This is a genomic window from Sutterella faecalis (assembly GCF_006337085.1).
GTDB lineage: Bacteria > Pseudomonadota > Gammaproteobacteria > Burkholderiales > Burkholderiaceae_F > Sutterella > Sutterella faecalis.
On the sequence record NZ_CP040882.1, the window covers coordinates 1,703,674 to 1,720,980 of the forward strand.

Sequence of the window (17,307 nt, forward strand, 5' to 3'; positions counted from 1 at the left end):
GCCCAATCACGGGGCCATGCGGTGTGGGAGGGGGCACCCTGCAAAGGGGCCCTCTACCCGATTAGAAGAGCGTGCCCTGCGTGCCGGGCATCTGAATGCCCTCAAAAAACTCCTTCCATTCAGCTTCGAGTTCCTCGGGCGTCTTTTCCTTATCAGTTGACGGCGCTTCCTCATAGACCATGAATGCCCGGTCGTCGTTTCTCAGATACACGGGGCTGTAGGACTCCGCCTGCTGGATCTGAATGAGAAAAACCTTTGCGAGCTCGAGCGAAGCCAGAAGCCAGACCGTAAGCTGCGGCTGATCCGCCTCATCGCCCATCAGGTCCGTGAGGCGAACATAGTCCTTGCCCTGAAGAATCTTCAGAATCCCCGTCATGTGCTCGCGCACTGAGAGTTCTTCGCGCGTCACGTGGTGGTTCGCCGAGAGCGCGGCATCGGCTTCCACGGCTTCCCAGGCGAGCGAAAGCTCAGCGGGCGTAATAACGGGAAGGTCCTTCACGGGAACGTCAAAAAAGCCCCCCGCCGGAACGAGAAAATCCCGGTCGAGTCGCGGGAGCTCATCGAGAAGCTTTGCCGCTTCCCGCATGCGTTCGTATTCGAGAAGCCTCCTCATGAGCTCGGCTCTCGGATCCTCAGCTTCCTCGCCTTCGCTCGCATCAGGGCGTTTGGGAAGGAGCATCCGGCTCTTGATCGACATGAGCGTCGCCGACATCACGAGATAAGCGGATGCCAGTTCCAGATTCGAGCGGCGGATGAGTTCCACATAAGCCATGTACTGTTCCGTGAGCTTGGTCATCGGAATATCCATGACGTCGAACTTCTGGCTGCGGATGAGCCAGAGGAGAAGATCGAGCGGCCCCTCGAACCGGTCAAGAACGACTTCGAGCGCGTCGGGAGGAATATAGAGTCCCTCGGGGAGCTCCGTCATCGGTTCGCCGTAGAGGCGCGCAACGACCCGTGCGCCCGGGCGGGGTTCTTCTCCCGCAGGTGCCTTGTGGTTCGGATCCGGATTCGATGAAGGAGCTTCTGTCATGACCCGGGAATGATAAAGCCTCCGTCCTGCCGCGCTCTTCGCGCATTCGGAAACGGAGGCTTTCTCAGGCTCTTAAAGGAGAGCGGTCAGCCTTTCAGCTGGAACTGAATCGGGAAGCGCAAACGCACGGTCCCCTTCGGATGGCTCCAGCGCGATTCAGCATCCGCCACGGCACGCATTGCGGCCTTGTCGAGAAGCGGATGACCCGCGGACTTGAAAATCCTGAGTTCGGTCAGCTTTCCGCTCGGATTGACGATGAACTGCACGATGGCAGTGCCCTCGATGCGGAACATTCTGGCCTTGCGCGGATAGTGGAGCGATTCCTCCACCGCGCGCTTCACTTCGGTCAGGAACGGATCATCTATTTCACCGTAAACCAAAGTGGAGATGCCGTTCTCTGCATGTGCAGTCTGAGCGCCGGCCGGCTGTGCTGCCGGCCCCGGCGCAATTGCCGCGGGCGCTGCAGCAGGCTGCGGCGCATCGGCTTTCCTTGCGGTCTCAACACGATGCGGCCGCTCAGGCTTCGGCCTTTCAACCCGCTTTTCAGGCCTGGGCTTCGGTTTCTCAACCGGCTTCACCACTTCCTTTTTGACGGGCTTCGGCTTAGGCGGTTCAGGTTTCGGCTCAGGCTTGGGTTCTGGTTTCGGCGGTTCCGGCTGAGGTTCAGGTTCCGGGACAGGCTCGGGCTCCGGTTCTGGTTCCGGCTCGGGCTGCGGTTCCGGTTCAGGTTCGGGTTCCGGCTCTGGAATGGGCTCAGGCTCCGGCGGCGGGGCCTCGGGCTCCGGTTCGGGTTCCGGTTGCGGCGGTTCCGGCTCCGGTTCAGGCGCAGCTTCAGGCTGCGGTTCGGGAGCGACCTCTTCCTGAGGCGCTCCGCCCCCGGAAAGCTGCGCGAACGAAAGCGACACCGACGCCACCTGTCCCGAAGGCTTATAGGTAAGCGCCGGCGCACTCCAGAACATCACCCAGAGGAGCGGCGCGTAGACGCAGCACGCGAGAAGAAACGACTGAACGGTGCGTTCAGTGTCCTTCTTTTTCTGTTGCGATGGTGAAGTTTTCATGGTTATTCGCCTTGAAGAGGTCAATCACCTGAATGAAGCGGTCGAACTTCGACTCCTTGTCGATGCGCAGAAGAACGCGCTGCTCGCGCGGCATGTTGGCGATCACGTCGTTCAGGTCGTCGATCGACATCTTTTCGCCGTCCCAGAAGAAGTCGCCTGCAGCATCCACCTGCACGAGCTTCGGATGCTGATCGGCCTGCTGAGGAGAAGCCGCAGTCTTCGACTTCGGCAGATTGATCTGGATTTCACCCTTGGCGATAAAAGTGGAAATCGACAGCACCATTGCCAGGAGCACAAGCATGATGTCGATGAAGGGAACAATGTTGAGAGGCTCCTTTTTCGGGATCTCAATCATTTACTGCTCCCCTTCAGCACTCTTCCAGCGCGACGAAAGCACGTTGATCTTGCGCTGGAGGCCGTTGTAGATAATGAGGGTCGGGATCGCGACCGTGAGACCGAGCGCCGTCGCCTTCAGCGCGAGCGACAGACCCGTCATGATGTCGGACGCATTGATGTTCCCGGACTGGCCCATGTCGTAGAAAGTGATCATGATGCCGATTACGGTGCCGAGAAGACCCACATACGGCGCATTGGAATAGATGATATAGAGGGTAGTCAGGTTGTTGGTGAGCGCTTCGTCGTACTCATCCTTCGTTTCATAGTCCGAAGGACGGCACTTCTTCATGAACATCAGGCGTTCAATCGTGAGCCAGATCGTGATGAAGCCCATCAGCCCCAAAATGGCGAAGATCGCGTAGTCAACGCTTTCCTTGAGGAATTCCATTCTTAAACCTCAGACAAATGGAAATAAAGGGGGCAGGAAAATGCTCCCCGATTTGCGGATTGCGCCCGACCGGTTTCAAGCCGGCCGAGCCTGCGGTTCATGAGATTTCCATTAAATGCTTACGCACTTATCAGAAAGAGTAGGTGTAGGAGAGCCAAAGATTGCGGCCGTCAAGGTAGTCGCGATAGGCATTGGCATAGCCGTCATGATTGGAATTGGGCACCCACTCGAGCCCCACATCCGTGACGTTGTTAAGTGCGACCGCAAACGTATGGTGTTTCGCCCAGACGTACGACGCACCAATATCCAATACCGTGTAGTTCTTGAACTTGTCGAGATCGGGACCGCCCCTAGTGTTTTGATTCTCTGAATCAAACTTCGACGTCGTCTTGACATACGCATTGAAGGTCTGGTAGTCGTAATCGAGACGTGCCGTAAGCGAATGACGCGGCAAGCTATTGGGGCGCTTGCTGGCAGGCCAGTTGCCAGGACGCTGCGTCAGATCACCATCACGAATTTCAGCATTCGTATAGGTATAGCCTCCCGAGAACCGGAAACCATAGAACGATGCCGTATTAAGAAGGACCTCTACACCCTTCGAACGCACCTTGCCGTGATTGATATCCCGGGTATCGTCGTTGGCGTTGATAATTTCCGTATCCAGCTGATTCTTAAAATCCGTCCAGAAAACACCGAGTGTCAGATTAAAGGCGCTCGGGACCTGCAGCGTCGTGGAGAGTTCATAACTCCAACTTTCTTCCGGTTTCAGATCTGGGTTACCATACGCCTTAGGATCACCATTACTGTACGCGCCGTCATAGAGCTTTTTAATTGCAGGGGGAGCATATCCGTTTGCAACACCGCCTTTGAAACTGATGAGCTCCATAGGCTTATAAACGAGGTAGGCTCGGGGAGAGAAATGAGCTCCAAAAACATCGCTCCAGTGGAGACGCCCACCAAGCGTCGCGATCCATTCCTCATTAATGAAATATTCGCCTTCCGCAAAAGCTGAAAGAATCGTCTGATCCAGTTCCAGCTTACCGCTAGGCTGATCGGTGGCAGTATTGTCCTCAAAAGTTTCATACTCGCCGGCCAGCCCTGTTGACAGCATCAGATTCCCATTTGCGCCGAAATCAAGCGGAGACGTCAGCTTAGTGTTGAAGGAATAACTTCTGCTAGCCTTCATGGGGCTCCCCGTTTGTTCCGTCCAAGGCCCCGTGCCACCACCAGCACTAGTACGCGTCTTTACCTGTTCAAGCGCGTTGTACTGAAAATAGCTGTCAAGGGTTCCAATGTCGTACCTGCCTTGATGCCCGATTACGGCGTTGTACTTATTCCACCATCTATACGTCTGAATGCCCCTCTTCGATGTATTCATAGCCCCGCCTTTATACCGGGTATAGTCGCCATCAATATAGACATCGTTCGATGAATTCAGCGTCATATTGAGTCGTGCCCCGACATTGCCGGCAAATCCATCCGTCGGTGAATGCGTGGCATACGGGTTGCCAGAGGTAGCGTCCGGCTTTTTAAGACCTGATGCATCACGACCCAGATATTTAGCGCGCAACTGGAGCGACAGGGTATCTTCCTTAATCGGCACGCCGAGATAGGCGCTCGTGCCCCAACGGTTGCCGTAACTGTCGTCATCATCAAACTGCGTACGTTCAACTGAGATCGACCCCGTGAACTTATCCGGATGCTTTTTTGTGATGATGTTCACAACGCCGCCCACCGCGTCTGAGCCCCAGACCGTGGACGCAGGGCCTCGGATCACTTCAATGCGTTCGATGGCACCCACAGGCGGCATAAAGACACGCCCCGGATCGAACCCATTCTCAACCATACTGCCGGAGGTATTCTGCTTGCGGCCGTCAACGAGAATCAGCGTATAGGAGGTGTCAAACCCTCGAATAGAAATTTCAGAGGCTCCCATTTTATCGGTGGAGATATCCACACCCGGAACGTCACCGATAGCGGAGCCCAGGTCCGTCACCGGCTTCGTTGCAAGTTCCTTTTCCGTAATCACGGAGACGCTCGCGGGCGCTTCGCGCGTGTCCTGCGCATAGCCGGCAGCGGAAACAACGGAAGTATCAAGAGTGGTGTAGTCGTCATCAGCAGCGAAGGCGGCAGACACAGCCATCGCAAGCGGCAGCATGACGAGCGCTTTGCGGTTGTAGTTCATTCTGTTTTGGTACGTGCGTAAGACCGCGCTTAAAGTCTGGAGACGCAATGCCGTTCCGGAGGCGGGTCTTGTGGTTGATGTGCATTGGCGCGTTCGAAAGTCCTTCAGACCTCTAGACACGTCACGATCGAATAGTACTCAAATGTAAATGAGTTTCATTCTCTTGTAATGAAGCATTTCCGAAACTAGTTCGATGTCATACAAAATTTCAAACTCATAAAAATCAATAGAGTAAAACCCTATTATCGGGACATTTCATGAATAAAAATCATTATCACTAATTTGTAATTAAATGTAACAATATTGATTTTTATTACTAAGAGTTATGTCAGAGGGATAGGTCAGACCTATTCGTCCTGCATATTTCTCAGATCCCTACTTTGGCCTTGAGTTTGCAGGCCGACCAGTCTTCCAACGCTTTGTTGCGCGTTATGGAGAACTCAAGAGACGTCATCTCGAATGACGGCAGGGAGAGTGAATTGCAGCAGTACATTTTTTGAAGGGAATCGATGCGAACGGTCGCGCCAGAAGGCTTGCAAAGCACTTCCGGCAACAGACCTCAATGCGGACCTTTGGGGACACTCATCAGCACTCTCCCTTTGCTTCAGAAGCGTCACCATCGAATGGTAGCTAAATGTAAGTAAGATCCACTATCTTCAGAATTGACCAAATCAGCAGTTTGTTCGATCTAAAACAAGTTTTATTTTTCATATATTTCAATGCATTAATACAAATACAATGCACGTCAAGTAAATGAGAATCGTTACTATTCTTTTGTAAATAAATGTAATTTCATTCATTCTCGATAGTGGGATTTATGCAGAATGCCTCGAAACTGCACCTTGTCCAAGGGATTACCCGGCATCGCTTTTCGAACATTCATGCCCAGATCAACCGCCATCCTTCTGACGCTTACGTTCATCGTCGGTCTCCTGTCGCTTCTTGTCGGCGCCGCAGACGTAACGTTCTCGTCGCTCCTTTCGGGAGACGCCGAAAGCCTTGAGCTTCTTCTGATTTCCCGCTTGCCGAGGCTTCTTGCAATCCTCTGCACGGGGGCCGGCATGAGCATTGCCGGCCTCATCATGCAGCAGCTCTGCGCTAACAAATTCGTTTCCCCGACCACCGGCGCCACGATTTCGTCGGCGCAGTTCGGGATCCTCATCGCGCTCCTCTTCATGCCGGATTCCACGATCTGGTCGCGCGCTGCATTTGCCTTTGCGGCAGCGATCATCGGCACCTGGATCTTCGTCTGGTTCATTTTGAGAATGCCGATGAAGGACCCGGTCATGGTGCCTCTCGTCGGCATCATGTTCGGCAACGTCATCGGCGGCATCACGAGTTTTCTGGCCTTTCGCTTCGACATGACCCAGGCGCTCTCGACCTGGCTGGTCGGCCATTTTTCCCTTGTGCTCCGAGGCAACTACGAACTCGTCTACCTCGTTGTGCCCCTGATCGCCATTGCGTGGATTTACGCCAAGTGGTTCAACATCGTCGGCATGGGACGGGACTTCTCGAAGAACTTAGGCGTCAACTACACCTTCGTTCTCTTTTCGGGGCTTTCAATCGCCGCGATGATCACGGCTTCCATCGTAACCGTCGTCGGGAGCATTTCCTACATCGGCCTCATCGTTCCCAATCTCGTCGCGATCTTCAAGGGCGACGACCTGCGCTCCACGCTCGCCGATACGGCGCTCTTCGGCGCGCTCTTCGTGCTTTGCTGCGACCTGATCGGGCGTCTCATCATCCTGCCCTACGAGCTTCCGATCGAACTCATTATCGGCACGCTCGGGAGCCTCATCTTCATCGTGCTCATCTTCTACCGCCTGCGCTTCGGCCGCCGGTCGCTCAACAAGGACCTGCTCATGAAGCTTTTCGGCTTTGAGAAGAAAACGCCGGTCTGCACCTCGATCAATGGAGGCACCCGATGATTGCTTCGGCTTCCTCGTCCTTCTCGTCGCCGCGTCTGAAGAAGCTCGCGCTCGCGATGATGGTGCTTGTTGCACTCACGCTTGTCGCCGCGGCGCTCTACCAGTTTGCCTTCGTTAATCCGAAGTTCTTCAGCTACGCGATGGAGCTGCGCGCACCGCGCCTCATCGTGATGCTCACAGCCGGCTTCTCGATTTCCGCCGCGGCGATCGTCTTTCAGACCATCATCCGCAACAACATCGTGACGCCGTGCCTTCTCGGCATGAATTCGCTCTATCTGCTGATTCATACCGCCGTCGTCTTCTTCTTTGGTTCGGGCAGTCAGTTCGCAACAAACCCGGTGATGGCTTTTGCCGTGGACATCGTCCTCATGGGCGTGATCGCGACCTTCATCTACTACTCGATCTTCAAAAAGACCGGCGGGAACGTTCTTTACGTGCTCCTCATCGGCACGGTGCTCTCGACCTTCTTCTCGAGCATGCAGAATTCGCTCACGCGCATCATGGATCCCAATGAATACGATGCGCTCCTCAATACGCTCGTGGCGAGCTTCACGAACGTCAACATGGCCTGCATCATCCCCGGGATCCTCATCCTCATTCTCATTGCGCTCTGGCTCAAAAAGGACATTGCGATCCTCGACATCATCAGCCTCGGACGCGATCAGGCGATCAGCCTGGGCGTCGACTACGAACGCGTCCTGAGGCGCCTCATGGTCGGCGTCGCGCTCTACATCGCCGTCGCCACGGCGCTCGTCGGACCGCTCTCCTTCCTCGGCCTCATCACCGCCAACGTCGCGCGTCAGGTCTTCACGACCTACCGCCACACCTACCTCATTGCCGGCGCCGGCTTTGTCGGAATGCTCATTCTTTGCGCCGGCCAGTTCGCTGTCGAGCACATCATGGTCTACAGCGTTCCCGTGAGCGTCTTCGTCACGATCGGCGGCGGCCTCTACTTCCTCTACCTCATCCTCACGCAGAAATAACCCGCCATGCTCACCATCAGGAATCTCCGCAAGACCTACGAAGATGCGACGGTCGTCGACGACGTCTCGCTTGACCTCCCGCATGGAAAAGTTATTTCCATGATCGGTCCCAACGGTGCGGGCAAATCCACCGTGCTCGGCATGATTTCTCGCCTGGTTGCAAAAAGTTCGGGCGCCGTTGAGTTTCAGGGCAAGGACCTCGAGAAATGGGAAAGCCGGGAGCTCGCGAAGCACCTTGCCATTCTCACCCAGGCCAACAACGTGCAGATGAAGCTCACGGTCCGCGAACTCGTCGCCTTCGGCCGATTCCCGCACTCGGGCTCGAACCTGAGCCAAAAGGACTGGGAGATTGTCGACCGCTCGATCAGCTACATGGAGCTCGAGGACTTTGCCGAACGCTTCATCGACGAAATGTCGGGCGGTCAGCGCCAGCGAGCCTTCATCGCCATGGTGCTCGCGCAGGACACCGAATACGTGCTCCTTGACGAACCGACCAACAACCTCGACATCTATCACGCCACGCAGATGATGAAGCTCGTGCGCAGGCTTTGCGACGAACTCGGAAAAACCGTGATTCTCGTGCTTCACGAAATCAATCTCGCCGCTTTTTATTCCGACTACATCTGCGCCTTCAAAAACGGAAAGATCGCCGCCTGGGGGACCGTGAACGAGGTGATGACGCCCGAGCAGCTCAAGCTCATCTACGGGGTCGACTTCCAGATTCACGAGATCGACGGCCGTCCGCTCGCGATCTTTCACTAACACCGATTTTCTTCACACGCACTCCCTGATACAGAGGAAGCCACACCACCATGCCCATGCTTTTCACCCGCCGCACGCTCGGCGTCGCCGCGCTCTCTGCGGTTTCGCTCGCGCTCCTTCCGACTTCACCCGCCTTCGGCGCCGAAACGGTTGAAGTCAATTCCCTCAACGGCAAGAACCAGCCCGTCAAGGTAACGGTTCCCAAAGATCCTAAGCGCATCGCCATCGCCGATTACGCCGTTCTCGACACGCTCGACCACTGGGGACTGGCAAAGGACCGCATCGTCGCGATCACGCAGACGACCGCGCTTCCCTATCTGCCGCAATACTTCAAAAAGTCTTCGAAGGTAAGAAACATCGGCACCCTGAAGGAAATCGACTTCGAGGGCCTCATGGCCGCTGAACCGGACGTCATCTTCATTTCCGGGCGCCTCCAGAAGAAGTACGACGAGCTTTCCAAAATTGCTCCCGTCGTCTACATGACGATCGACCGCACGAAAGGCACCTTCGAGAGCTTTGCGGACAATCACATGAACCTTGCGAAGATCTTCGGGAAGGAATCCGAGGCCAAGGCCGATATTGCGCACTTCCAGGGACGCATTGAAAAAATCCGCGCGGCTTCTGAAGGCAAGACTGCCATCGTGAGTCTCGTCACGAGCAGCCACGTGAACCTTCTCGGCAGCCAGGCGCGCTGCGCCATCATCAGCAATGAATTCGGCTTCAAGAACGTTGCTCAGGACGCCAACGCCAACCACGGCAACGAAGCTTCGTTCGAACTTCTCCTCAAGCTCAATCCCGACTATTTCTTCGTTCTTGACCGCGACTCCGCCATCGCCCGCCCGGGTGCGAAGCTCGCTCAGGACGTGCTGAAGAACGAAATCGTCGACCGCACGAAGGCTAAGAAGGAAGGCCATATCGTCTACCTCTCTCCGGCTGCCTGGTACCTCGCCGAAGGCGGCTACACCTCGCTCGAAATCCAGTTTAAGGATGTCGAAAAAGCCCTCGGCCTTGCTCAGTAACGCTTCCGGAGAACCGTCATGAATTTTTCCCGCCGCAATCTTCTTGCCGCCGGCGCAATCCTTTCGCTCCCGGGCTTTGCCTCCTCCGCTTTTGGCTCGGAAACGGTAACCGTTCCCTCGCAGACGGGAGACGCTGCCGTACCCGTTGATCCCAAGCGGCTTGCAGTGCTCGACATTTCCATTCTTGAAAATCTCGCCTACTTCGGCCTCTCCGACCGCGTGGTCGGTTCCGTGACGCCGGGCGCCGTGACCTGGGTCAAAGTGCCTGCAGGCGCGAAGCTGATCGGCGGCATGAAGACCATCGACATCCCGGCCGTCAAGTCCGTGAATCCGGATCTCGTCTTCATTTCCGGCCGCGTTGCCCGCGCCATCGATGAATTCCGAACGGCGGCTCCCACCGTCTGCCTCGTCCCCAACTACCAGACGGGCGCGTGGCAAAGCTTTGAAGGGAATCTCCGCTCCCTCGGACGCATCTTCAGGAAAGAAAAAGAGGCCGAGGCCGCTGTTCAGGCCGCCAAGCAGCGCGTTGACGTCATCGCGAAGAAAGCTGCCGGCGAAAAAATCGCCATTCTCATGATGGTGGGCGGCAGAATCATCGTTCTGCCGGACAACGGCCGCTGCTCCCTCCTCACGAATGCGCTCGGCTTCTCGAACGTGAAGCCTCCGCGCACGGGCGAGGCTCCGAAGAAGGCTGCACCCAAGGGCAACCCGCCCCCGAAGCCTACCGCTGCCGAAATCGCCGCCATGAATGAAAAGAGCTTTGCTGAACTCGCCGAGCTCAAGCCCTCGCGCATCTTTGTGCTCAATAAAGATCTTGCGGTCGGCGCGAAGGAACCGAAGCTCTTTGCCGACGCCGTCAAGGGAAATGCCGTCTGGCAGGGACTCGATGCCGTGAAGGCCGGGCGCGTTACGGAACTCACCGGGCCCGCCTGGTACCTGGGCGAAGGCGGTGTTGAGAGCATGAGCCGCATGCTGGGCGACGTTGAAAAGGCGCTCGGCCTCTAAAACGCTCTCCTTATCTTTTTTCAAATCCCATTTTTTGAGCCGCCGGCGGGTGCCGACGGCTCCTTTTTTCAACATCGAAAAAAAGCCTTCGCCCGACATCGTGAAGATGTCGGAAGCGAAGGCTTCGATGCTCGGACGCTCAAGCCGGAAATCTCTCACTGGGAAAGTCCGGCTCAGCCGTCATTACGGACGGTACATGAAGGCTTCAACAGCCTTTTCGAGGTCCTGAGGACGTTCATTGCCGGCGAGGCCGTTGTCATAGGCATAGGCCGCAACAGCCGCACCGATCTTGACCGAGACCGGACGAATGTCGTCGAGCGACGGATAGAGCGAACCCTGTTCGAGATCGGCATCCGTAACGAGCTCGGCCAGCTTCTTCGCAGCCACGAGGAACATGCCGTCAGGCATCCACTTCGAGCGGCTGAAGACGGCGCCGAGGCCGAGAGCCGGGAAGACGTAGCTGTTGTTGCCCTGGCGCGGAACAAAGGTCTTGCCTTCGTATTCGACCGGAGCGAAAGGCGAGCCCGAGGCGTAGAGGGCCTTGCCCTTCGTGACGCGATAGGCTTCCTCGGCCGTGCATTCGGCGCGCGAGGTCGGGTTCGAAAGCGCGAAGATGATCGGGCGTTCGTTGAGCTTGGACATCTCTTCGAGCACTTCGGTCGTGAAGGTGCGCGGCTGGGCAGCGACGCCGATGATGCCGGTCGGCTTGATCATCTTGATCGCTTCGACAAAGTCCGTGCACTTCGCGTAGTCGTGCGCAAAGGGCTTCTTGTGAGCGGCGAGCTCATCCATGCGGGACTTCGTGACGAGGCCCTTCGAGTCAAAGAGCGCGCAGTGCTTGAGGGCTTCCTCGCGGGTCATGCCTTCGGAGACGAGCGCGTCGGCAATCAGGTTCGCAATGCCGCAGGCCGCTTCACCGGCGCCGAAGAAGAGGAACATCTGATCGGTGAGCTTCTCCTTCTTGATGCGCATGGCGCTGTAGAGGCCCGAAACCACGACGGAGGCCGTGCCCTGAATGTCGTCGTTGAAGCAGAGAATCTTTTCCTGGTAGTCCGCCAGAAGCTTGAAGGCGTTCTGGTTGCCGAAGTCCTCGAACTGAATGAGGACATTGGGCCAGCGGCGGCGGGCTTCAGCGATGAATTCATCGACGAGCGCGCGGTATTCCGGACCACGGCTGCGGGGCTTGCGCAGGCCGAGATAGAGCGGATCGTTCAGGTACTCCTCACGGTTCGTGCCGACGTCGAGCACGACCGGAAGGGTCTTGGCAGGATCGATGCCGGCGCAGGCGGTATAAAGCGCGAGCTTGCCGATAGGAATGCCCATGCCGTTGATGCCCTGGTCGCCGATGCCGAGAATGCGCTCGCCGTCGGTGACGACGATCACGTCGACTTCCTTGTTGGGCGCGCGTTCAATCACATCACGGACATGGCCCGCATGCTGGTAGGAAATGAAGAGGCCGCGCGGATAGCGGAAGATGTGGCTGAAGCGCTGGCAGTATTCGCCCACGGTCGGCGTATAAACCACCGGCATGTATTCGGCGGTGTAGCGCGTGAGGAGTCGGAAGTAGAGATCTTCATCCGTCGCGTGGAGGCTGTCGAGCACGAGCGCTTTGTCGATCGGCTTTTCGAAGCGGTCAAGAATCTCATGCATGCGCTCGACCTGCTGGTCATTGGTCGAGACGGCAGTCGGAAGCAGGCCGCTCAGTCCAAGCTCCTCGCGTTCCTTTTCCGTAAAAGCAACACCCTTGTTGGTAAGCGGGCAATGGAAAACAGCCGCGCCGGTGTGCTTGCAGCACTGGGTCATAGGGACACCTCCATTTTGTCGTCCGATGCAGTCGGACAGACTCAAGTCGTGGTCAATTGCCGGCTTAAATCAGCTCAAGCCGGCATCTTTTCATTCGTCCCGGCGCGGAAGGCTCTTTTGAAGGAAAAAGCCCCGCCGCCGGAGAGGGAGTAGATGCAACCATACCCCTTTAAGGGATGCGATGCATTTCTGCTGATTGAAATTTACCCTTATCGAAAAGGATATTCACGAATTATTTTTCTATCAATGCCCTAGAGAAAACCCCTGATTCAAGGCAGGGTTCCTCCTTATCTTTACTTCTTCTGGCCTAAGTCTTTCAGCCTTTGGCTCGCTTCCTTAGCCACTTCCGTCTTTGGATAAGTGCGGATGATCTTGTTTAATGTATTACGCGCCGCAGTGATGCTGCCGCTCGCTGCCTGGGAACTCGCCACGAGCATCATGGCATCGGGAGCGCGCGAACTCTTCGGATATTCGCGAAGGAGCTGATTCTGGGTTGAAATTGCAGTCTTATAGTGTTCGGCAGCGAAAGCGCTCGTGCCCCACCAGAAAATAGCGTCCGGACGATAGGGCGACTTGTCCCAGCGGGTTGAGAACTCCTTGAAGGCTTTCTCAGCATCGAGGAACTTCCCGTCCTGGAGAAGCTGGACTGCCGCCTCATAGGCATTCTTTTCATCGGCCTGAACCTGAACGCTTTGTCCGTCGATCACAACCATCTGAGGCTCAAAGACGCCGAGGCGCTTATCCACCGATTCATAGAGCGTGCGGGAATTTCGCTTTTCCACGGCAAGCTGATTGGTCAGTTCTTCAACGCGGCCCGTGAGCTGACGGTTCTGTTCCCTGAGGGACGTAATTTCATTGGCAAGCTGAAGCTGCCCCGAGCGCACCGTATCGATGTCGGACTGCATCTGCTTCACGGTTTCGCGAAGCTCGAGAATGGCCCGGCGGGCGTCGTCGTCAGCGAAGGCAAAAGCCGAACCCGCGAGCGTAAGCGTAAGGAGCGCTGCTGCCGTACGGCGGGCAAGAGGAGTGAGCGAAAGGATCATTTTGGTCGATCAAAAATAAAAATGCCGGCGCCTGTCTCTCGCAGAAGCGAGGGAGAGCCGCCGGCCGGATGTCTGACAGAGGGACTTCAAGCGTCCCCTCGGGCATTACTTGGTCTGAGCGCCCGTGCCTTCCGGATAAACGATGTCCGCACGGCGGTTCTGAGCCCAGGCCTCTTCCGTATGGCCGGTGGCAACGGGCTTTTCCTTGCCGAAGGAAACCGCCTCAACGCGGTCGCCCGTAACGCCGAGGAGCTGCATGCGCTGGCGCACGGCTTCAGAACGCTTCTGGCCGAGCGCGAGGTTGTATTCGCGTCCGCCGCGTTCATCGGTGTTGCCCTGAATGACGATCTTCACGTTCGGATGTTCGGCGAGCCACTTGGCGTGCGCCTCAACGATCGCAGCGTACTCGGGAGAAACTTCATACGAATCGAAGGCGAAGTAGACCGAGCGGTGCGAAAGCGGGTTCGAGGGATCCGTAAACGGGTCCTGCACCGTCTGCTGCTGAGCGGCCTGATTGCCGGCGAGCGTGCCTTCCTTAGCGCTCTCGTCGAGCGAAACCGAAGAGCAGCCCGAAAGCAGCGCAGCGGCTGCCGCCGCAGCGGCAAGAACCTTCCAAGCGATAGTCATTTTGTTGAGCTCCTTAATTGAAATAAAAATATTTATCCATCCGGATTACTGCAGGATCGGGCCCCATGCAGGCTCGCGGATGTTGCCTTCGCCCGAAAGGCGGGTCGAGAGGCGTGCGTCGGCAGAACACGTGCCGAGGATGCCGCGTCCGGACACTTCCGTGGCGTACACGATGAATCGTCCGTTGGGCGCGAAGGACGGAGACTCGTCGCGCTCCGTATTCGTAACGAGCAGATCCTGTCCGGTGGCAAGATCCATGACGGCAACGCGGAAGCTCGAATCAATGCGCGAAATGTACGCCATGCGGGCGCCGTCAGGCGAAATGTCCGGGCTGATGGCGTAGTTGGAGCCGAAGGTAACGCGCTCGGCATTCCCGCCCGCCACCGGCTGACGGTAAATCTGAGGCGTGCCGCCGCGGTCGCTCGTAAAGTAGATCCAGGCGCCGTCGCGCGTGAAGACCGGTTCCGTATCGATGCCGTAGCTTTGCGTAAAGCGGCGAAGCCCCGAACCGTCGGCGCCGATCAGATAAATCTGCGTGAGGCCGTCGCGCGATAGGGCGACGGCGAGCGTGCGCCCGTCAGGCGACCAGGCGGGAGCCGAATTGTTGCCGCGGAAGGCCGCCACCGGGCGGCGCACGCCTGTTGCCAGCTCATGCACGTAGACAATGGGTTTGCGATGCTCAAAGCTCACGTAGGCGAGCTTCTTGCCGTCAGGGGACCAGGACGGCGAAATGATGGGCTCAGGCGACTGAAGCGCTGTTCTCGGCACGCCGCCGTCGCTGTCGGTAATGATGAGTTCGTAGCGTCTTTCGGCAAGCTGCGCCACATAGGCGAGCTGAGAAGCGAACATCGGGCCTTCGCCCGTGAGCTTCGTATAGATTCTGTCCGCGCAGCGGTGCGCCGCCATGCGAAGGAGGTCCGTCCCGGCGGTATAGCCCACGGAATCGAGCTGCTCGCCGCTCACGGCATCAAAGAAAAGACAGCGCACATCCCAGCGTCCGGTGCCGATTCGCTGCACCGACCCCACGACATAAACGGTGGCGCCGGCCTGCGCCGCGCGGGTAAGTCCTTCCGGCTTCTCAAGATTCTCTGCAGGATCCGCCGGACCGGCATCCACAAGACGGAATGCGCCTGAGCGCAGCAGATCCGCGCCGATCACTTCAGCCGGGTCAACCGGCGCAGCGGCAGCGCCCTGGAAAGGACGAATGGCAATCGGCAGCTGATTCGCGCCGACGCCGGTAATTTCAATGCGCAGATCCGCGAGCGCAGGACAGGCGCCGAAAACGCCCGCTGCCATGCCGGCGCCGATCAGCGCGCGGCGTGTGAGGCGCATGGATTCGCTCAAATCTTTCACAGACTTTTCTCCGAAAGCTACTTTTGACTGCGCAGAGGGGAAACGGTGCTCGACAAACCTGAGCACGAGCGATTTTTCCATCCGTCCCGCGCAATGAAGTCAGTCCAATATACGCGAATGGGCGCCGCCCTGCGATGATGCCGGCGGCGCCCAAATGAAACAAGCAATGATTAGTGGCGGAAGTGGCGTTCGCCCGTGAAGACCATTGCAATGCCGCGCTCATTGGCGGCGTTGATCACTTCCTCGTCGCGAATGGATCCGCCCGGCTGAATGACGGCCGTGCAGCCCGCGTCCACCACAACGTCGAGACCATCGCGGAAGGGGAAGAAGGCATCCGAAGCGGCAACGCTGCCCGCAAGAGAAAGTCCGCCTTCCTCAGCCTTGATCATGGCAATGCGGGCGCTGTCGACGCGGCTCATCTGGCCGGCGCCGACGCCGAGCGTCATGCCGTCGCGTGCGTAGACGATGGTATTGGACTTCACGAAGCGCGCAACATTCCAGGCAAAGAGCAGATCCGTGATCTGAGCCTGCGTGGGCTCCTTCTTCGTGACGCAGCGCAGATCCTTTTCGGTAGCGAGCTGGATGTCGGGCGTCTGAACGAGAAGGCCGCCCCCGACGCGCTTGAAGTCGAAGTCGTTGTGGGCCGTCCCGCGGGCGATCTTCAGAAGGCGGAGGTTCTTCTTCGCGCTGAAGAGTTCAAGCGCGCCTTCATCGAATTCAGGCGCAATGATCACTTCGGCGAACTGGTGCGAGACCTTCTCGGCGCAGGCGCGGGTAACGGGGCCGTTGAAGGCGATGATGCCGCCGAAGGCCGACTTGCTGTCCGTGAGGAAAGCCTTCGCATAGGCTTCCTCGCAGGTGGGGGCAACCGCAACGCCGCAGGGGTTCGCATGCTTGATGATCACGCAGGCAGGCGCGTCGAAAGAGCGCACGCACTCCCAGGCCGCATCGCTGTCGGCAATGTTGTTGTAGGAGAGCTCCTTACCCTGGAGCTGCTCGTAGCCGGCAAGAAGGCCCGGCTCAACGTTCTGCTCGCGATAGAAGGCGCCCTGCTGATGGGGATTTTCGCCGTAGCGCAGATCCTGAACCTTCACCCACTGGCGCGAGAGCACGGCCGGGAACTTCTGAGGCTTCGCTTCCGCGTCGAGGCTCGTGAGGTAGTTCGTGATCATGCCGTCGTAGCGGGCGGTATGCGCAAACACCTTCTTCGCGAGCGCAAAGCGCGTGGCGGCGGAAACTTCGCCCTGAACCTTGATTTCGTCGAGGATCAGCTCATAGTCGGCCGGATCAACGACCACAGCAACCGACTCGCAGTTCTTCGCCGCCGCGCGGATCATTGTCGGGCCGCCGATGTCGATATTCTCAATCGCTTCCTCGAGCGTGCAGTCAGGACGCGCCACAGTCTGCTCGAAGGGATAGAGATTCACGCAGACGATGTCGATCGGATCGATGCCGTGCTCCTTGAGCGCTGCCATGTGCTCGGGCACCGGACGACGGGCGAGGATGCCCGCATGGATCTTGGGGTTGAGCGTCTTCACGCGGCCGTCGAGCATTTCGGGGAATCCCGTGTAGTCGGCCACTTCCTGAACGTCGATCCCTTCGCGGGCGAGAAGCTTCGCAGTGCCGCCGGTCGAAAGGATGTGGTATCCCGCCTCGACGAGGCCGCGGGCGAACTCGACGATGCCCGTCTTATCCGAAACGGAGAGGAGTGCTTGCTTGCGCAT

The 17,307-nt window shown here is 57.6% G+C and carries 15 protein-coding genes; 5 read left to right on the forward strand and 10 right to left on the reverse strand.

Translation table 11 applies throughout. The annotated features are described in order from the left end of the window. Positions 1 to 61: 61 nt before the first annotated feature. From FG381_RS06960 to FG381_RS06980, 5 genes are all read right to left on the reverse strand, one after another. Positions 62 to 1,033 (reverse strand): segregation and condensation protein A, encoded by a 972-nt coding sequence (locus FG381_RS06960; protein ID WP_226960278.1) that lies wholly within the window; start codon positions 1,031 to 1,033, stop codon positions 62 to 64. An 86-nt stretch (positions 1,034 to 1,119) separates the two neighbouring features. Further along, the gene (locus FG381_RS06965) at positions 1,120 to 2,091 is read right to left on the reverse strand and encodes an energy transducer TonB (protein ID WP_139688144.1); all 972 of its coding nucleotides are present in this window, start codon (positions 2,089 to 2,091) and stop codon (positions 1,120 to 1,122) included. Further along, on the reverse strand, positions 2,051 to 2,446 hold the full coding sequence (gene exbD / locus FG381_RS06970) for a TonB system transport protein ExbD (RefSeq protein WP_139688145.1): 396 nt from the start codon (positions 2,444 to 2,446) through the stop codon (positions 2,051 to 2,053). Before exbD ends, FG381_RS06965 begins: the two co-directional genes overlap by 41 nt. Continuing rightward, positions 2,447 to 2,875 (reverse strand): TonB-system energizer ExbB, encoded by a 429-nt coding sequence (gene exbB / locus FG381_RS06975; RefSeq protein ID WP_139688146.1) that lies wholly within the window; start codon positions 2,873 to 2,875, stop codon positions 2,447 to 2,449. Between the two features lie 130 nt (positions 2,876 to 3,005). Next, positions 3,006 to 5,060, reverse strand: a complete 2,055-nt coding sequence (locus FG381_RS06980) for a TonB-dependent receptor domain-containing protein (RefSeq protein WP_139688147.1) — start codon at positions 5,058 to 5,060, stop codon at positions 3,006 to 3,008. Positions 5,061 to 5,941: 881 nt separating this feature from the next. Here FG381_RS06980 and FG381_RS06985 point away from each other — a divergent pair. The 5 genes from FG381_RS06985 to FG381_RS07005 are packed head-to-tail and all read left to right on the forward strand — an operon-like array spanning position 5,942 to position 10,757. After that, positions 5,942 to 6,988: an ABC transporter permease gene (locus tag FG381_RS06985; protein WP_139688148.1), complete on the forward strand. Its 1,047-nt coding sequence runs from the start codon at positions 5,942 to 5,944 to the stop codon at positions 6,986 to 6,988. Continuing rightward, on the forward strand, positions 6,985 to 7,971 hold the full coding sequence (locus tag FG381_RS06990; protein WP_139688149.1) for an iron chelate uptake ABC transporter family permease subunit: 987 nt from the start codon (positions 6,985 to 6,987) through the stop codon (positions 7,969 to 7,971). Before FG381_RS06985 ends, FG381_RS06990 begins: the two co-directional genes overlap by 4 nt. 6 nt (positions 7,972 to 7,977) lie before the next feature. Further along, a complete protein-coding gene (locus FG381_RS06995; protein ID WP_139688150.1) occupies positions 7,978 to 8,733 on the forward strand; it encodes an iron ABC transporter ATP-binding protein in 756 nt (251 codons plus the stop codon). 50 nt (positions 8,734 to 8,783) lie between these two features. Then, positions 8,784 to 9,752: a siderophore ABC transporter substrate-binding protein gene (locus tag FG381_RS07000; RefSeq protein WP_226960277.1), complete on the forward strand. Its 969-nt coding sequence runs from the start codon at positions 8,784 to 8,786 to the stop codon at positions 9,750 to 9,752. Between the two features lie 18 nt (positions 9,753 to 9,770). Next, positions 9,771 to 10,757 (forward strand): ABC transporter substrate-binding protein, encoded by a 987-nt coding sequence (locus FG381_RS07005; protein ID WP_139688151.1) that lies wholly within the window; start codon positions 9,771 to 9,773, stop codon positions 10,755 to 10,757. 183 nt (positions 10,758 to 10,940) lie between these two features. Here FG381_RS07005 and FG381_RS07010 read toward each other — a convergent pair whose 3' ends face one another. The 5 genes from FG381_RS07010 to purH form a co-directional block, all read right to left on the reverse strand. Then, entirely contained in the window at positions 10,941 to 12,560 is a 1,620-nt protein-coding gene (locus FG381_RS07010; protein ID WP_139688152.1) for an NAD-dependent malic enzyme, read from the reverse strand. Between the two features lie 293 nt (positions 12,561 to 12,853). Then, a complete protein-coding gene (gene ybgF / locus FG381_RS07015) occupies positions 12,854 to 13,603 on the reverse strand; it encodes a tol-pal system protein YbgF (protein ID WP_139688153.1) in 750 nt (249 codons plus the stop codon). Between the two features lie 105 nt (positions 13,604 to 13,708). Continuing rightward, complete coding sequence (pal, locus tag FG381_RS07020; protein ID WP_139688154.1) at positions 13,709 to 14,230, reverse strand: peptidoglycan-associated lipoprotein Pal; 522 nt, start codon at positions 14,228 to 14,230, stop codon at positions 13,709 to 13,711. Positions 14,231 to 14,275: 45 nt separating this feature from the next. After that, positions 14,276 to 15,562 carry a Tol-Pal system beta propeller repeat protein TolB gene (gene tolB / locus FG381_RS07025; RefSeq protein ID WP_139688155.1) on the reverse strand — a complete coding sequence of 429 codons (1,287 nt, stop codon included), beginning with the start codon at positions 15,560 to 15,562 and terminating at the stop codon, positions 14,276 to 14,278. 191 nt (positions 15,563 to 15,753) lie between these two features. Then, complete coding sequence (gene purH, locus FG381_RS07030) at positions 15,754 to 17,307, reverse strand: bifunctional phosphoribosylaminoimidazolecarboxamide formyltransferase/IMP cyclohydrolase (protein WP_139688156.1); 1,554 nt, start codon at positions 17,305 to 17,307, stop codon at positions 15,754 to 15,756.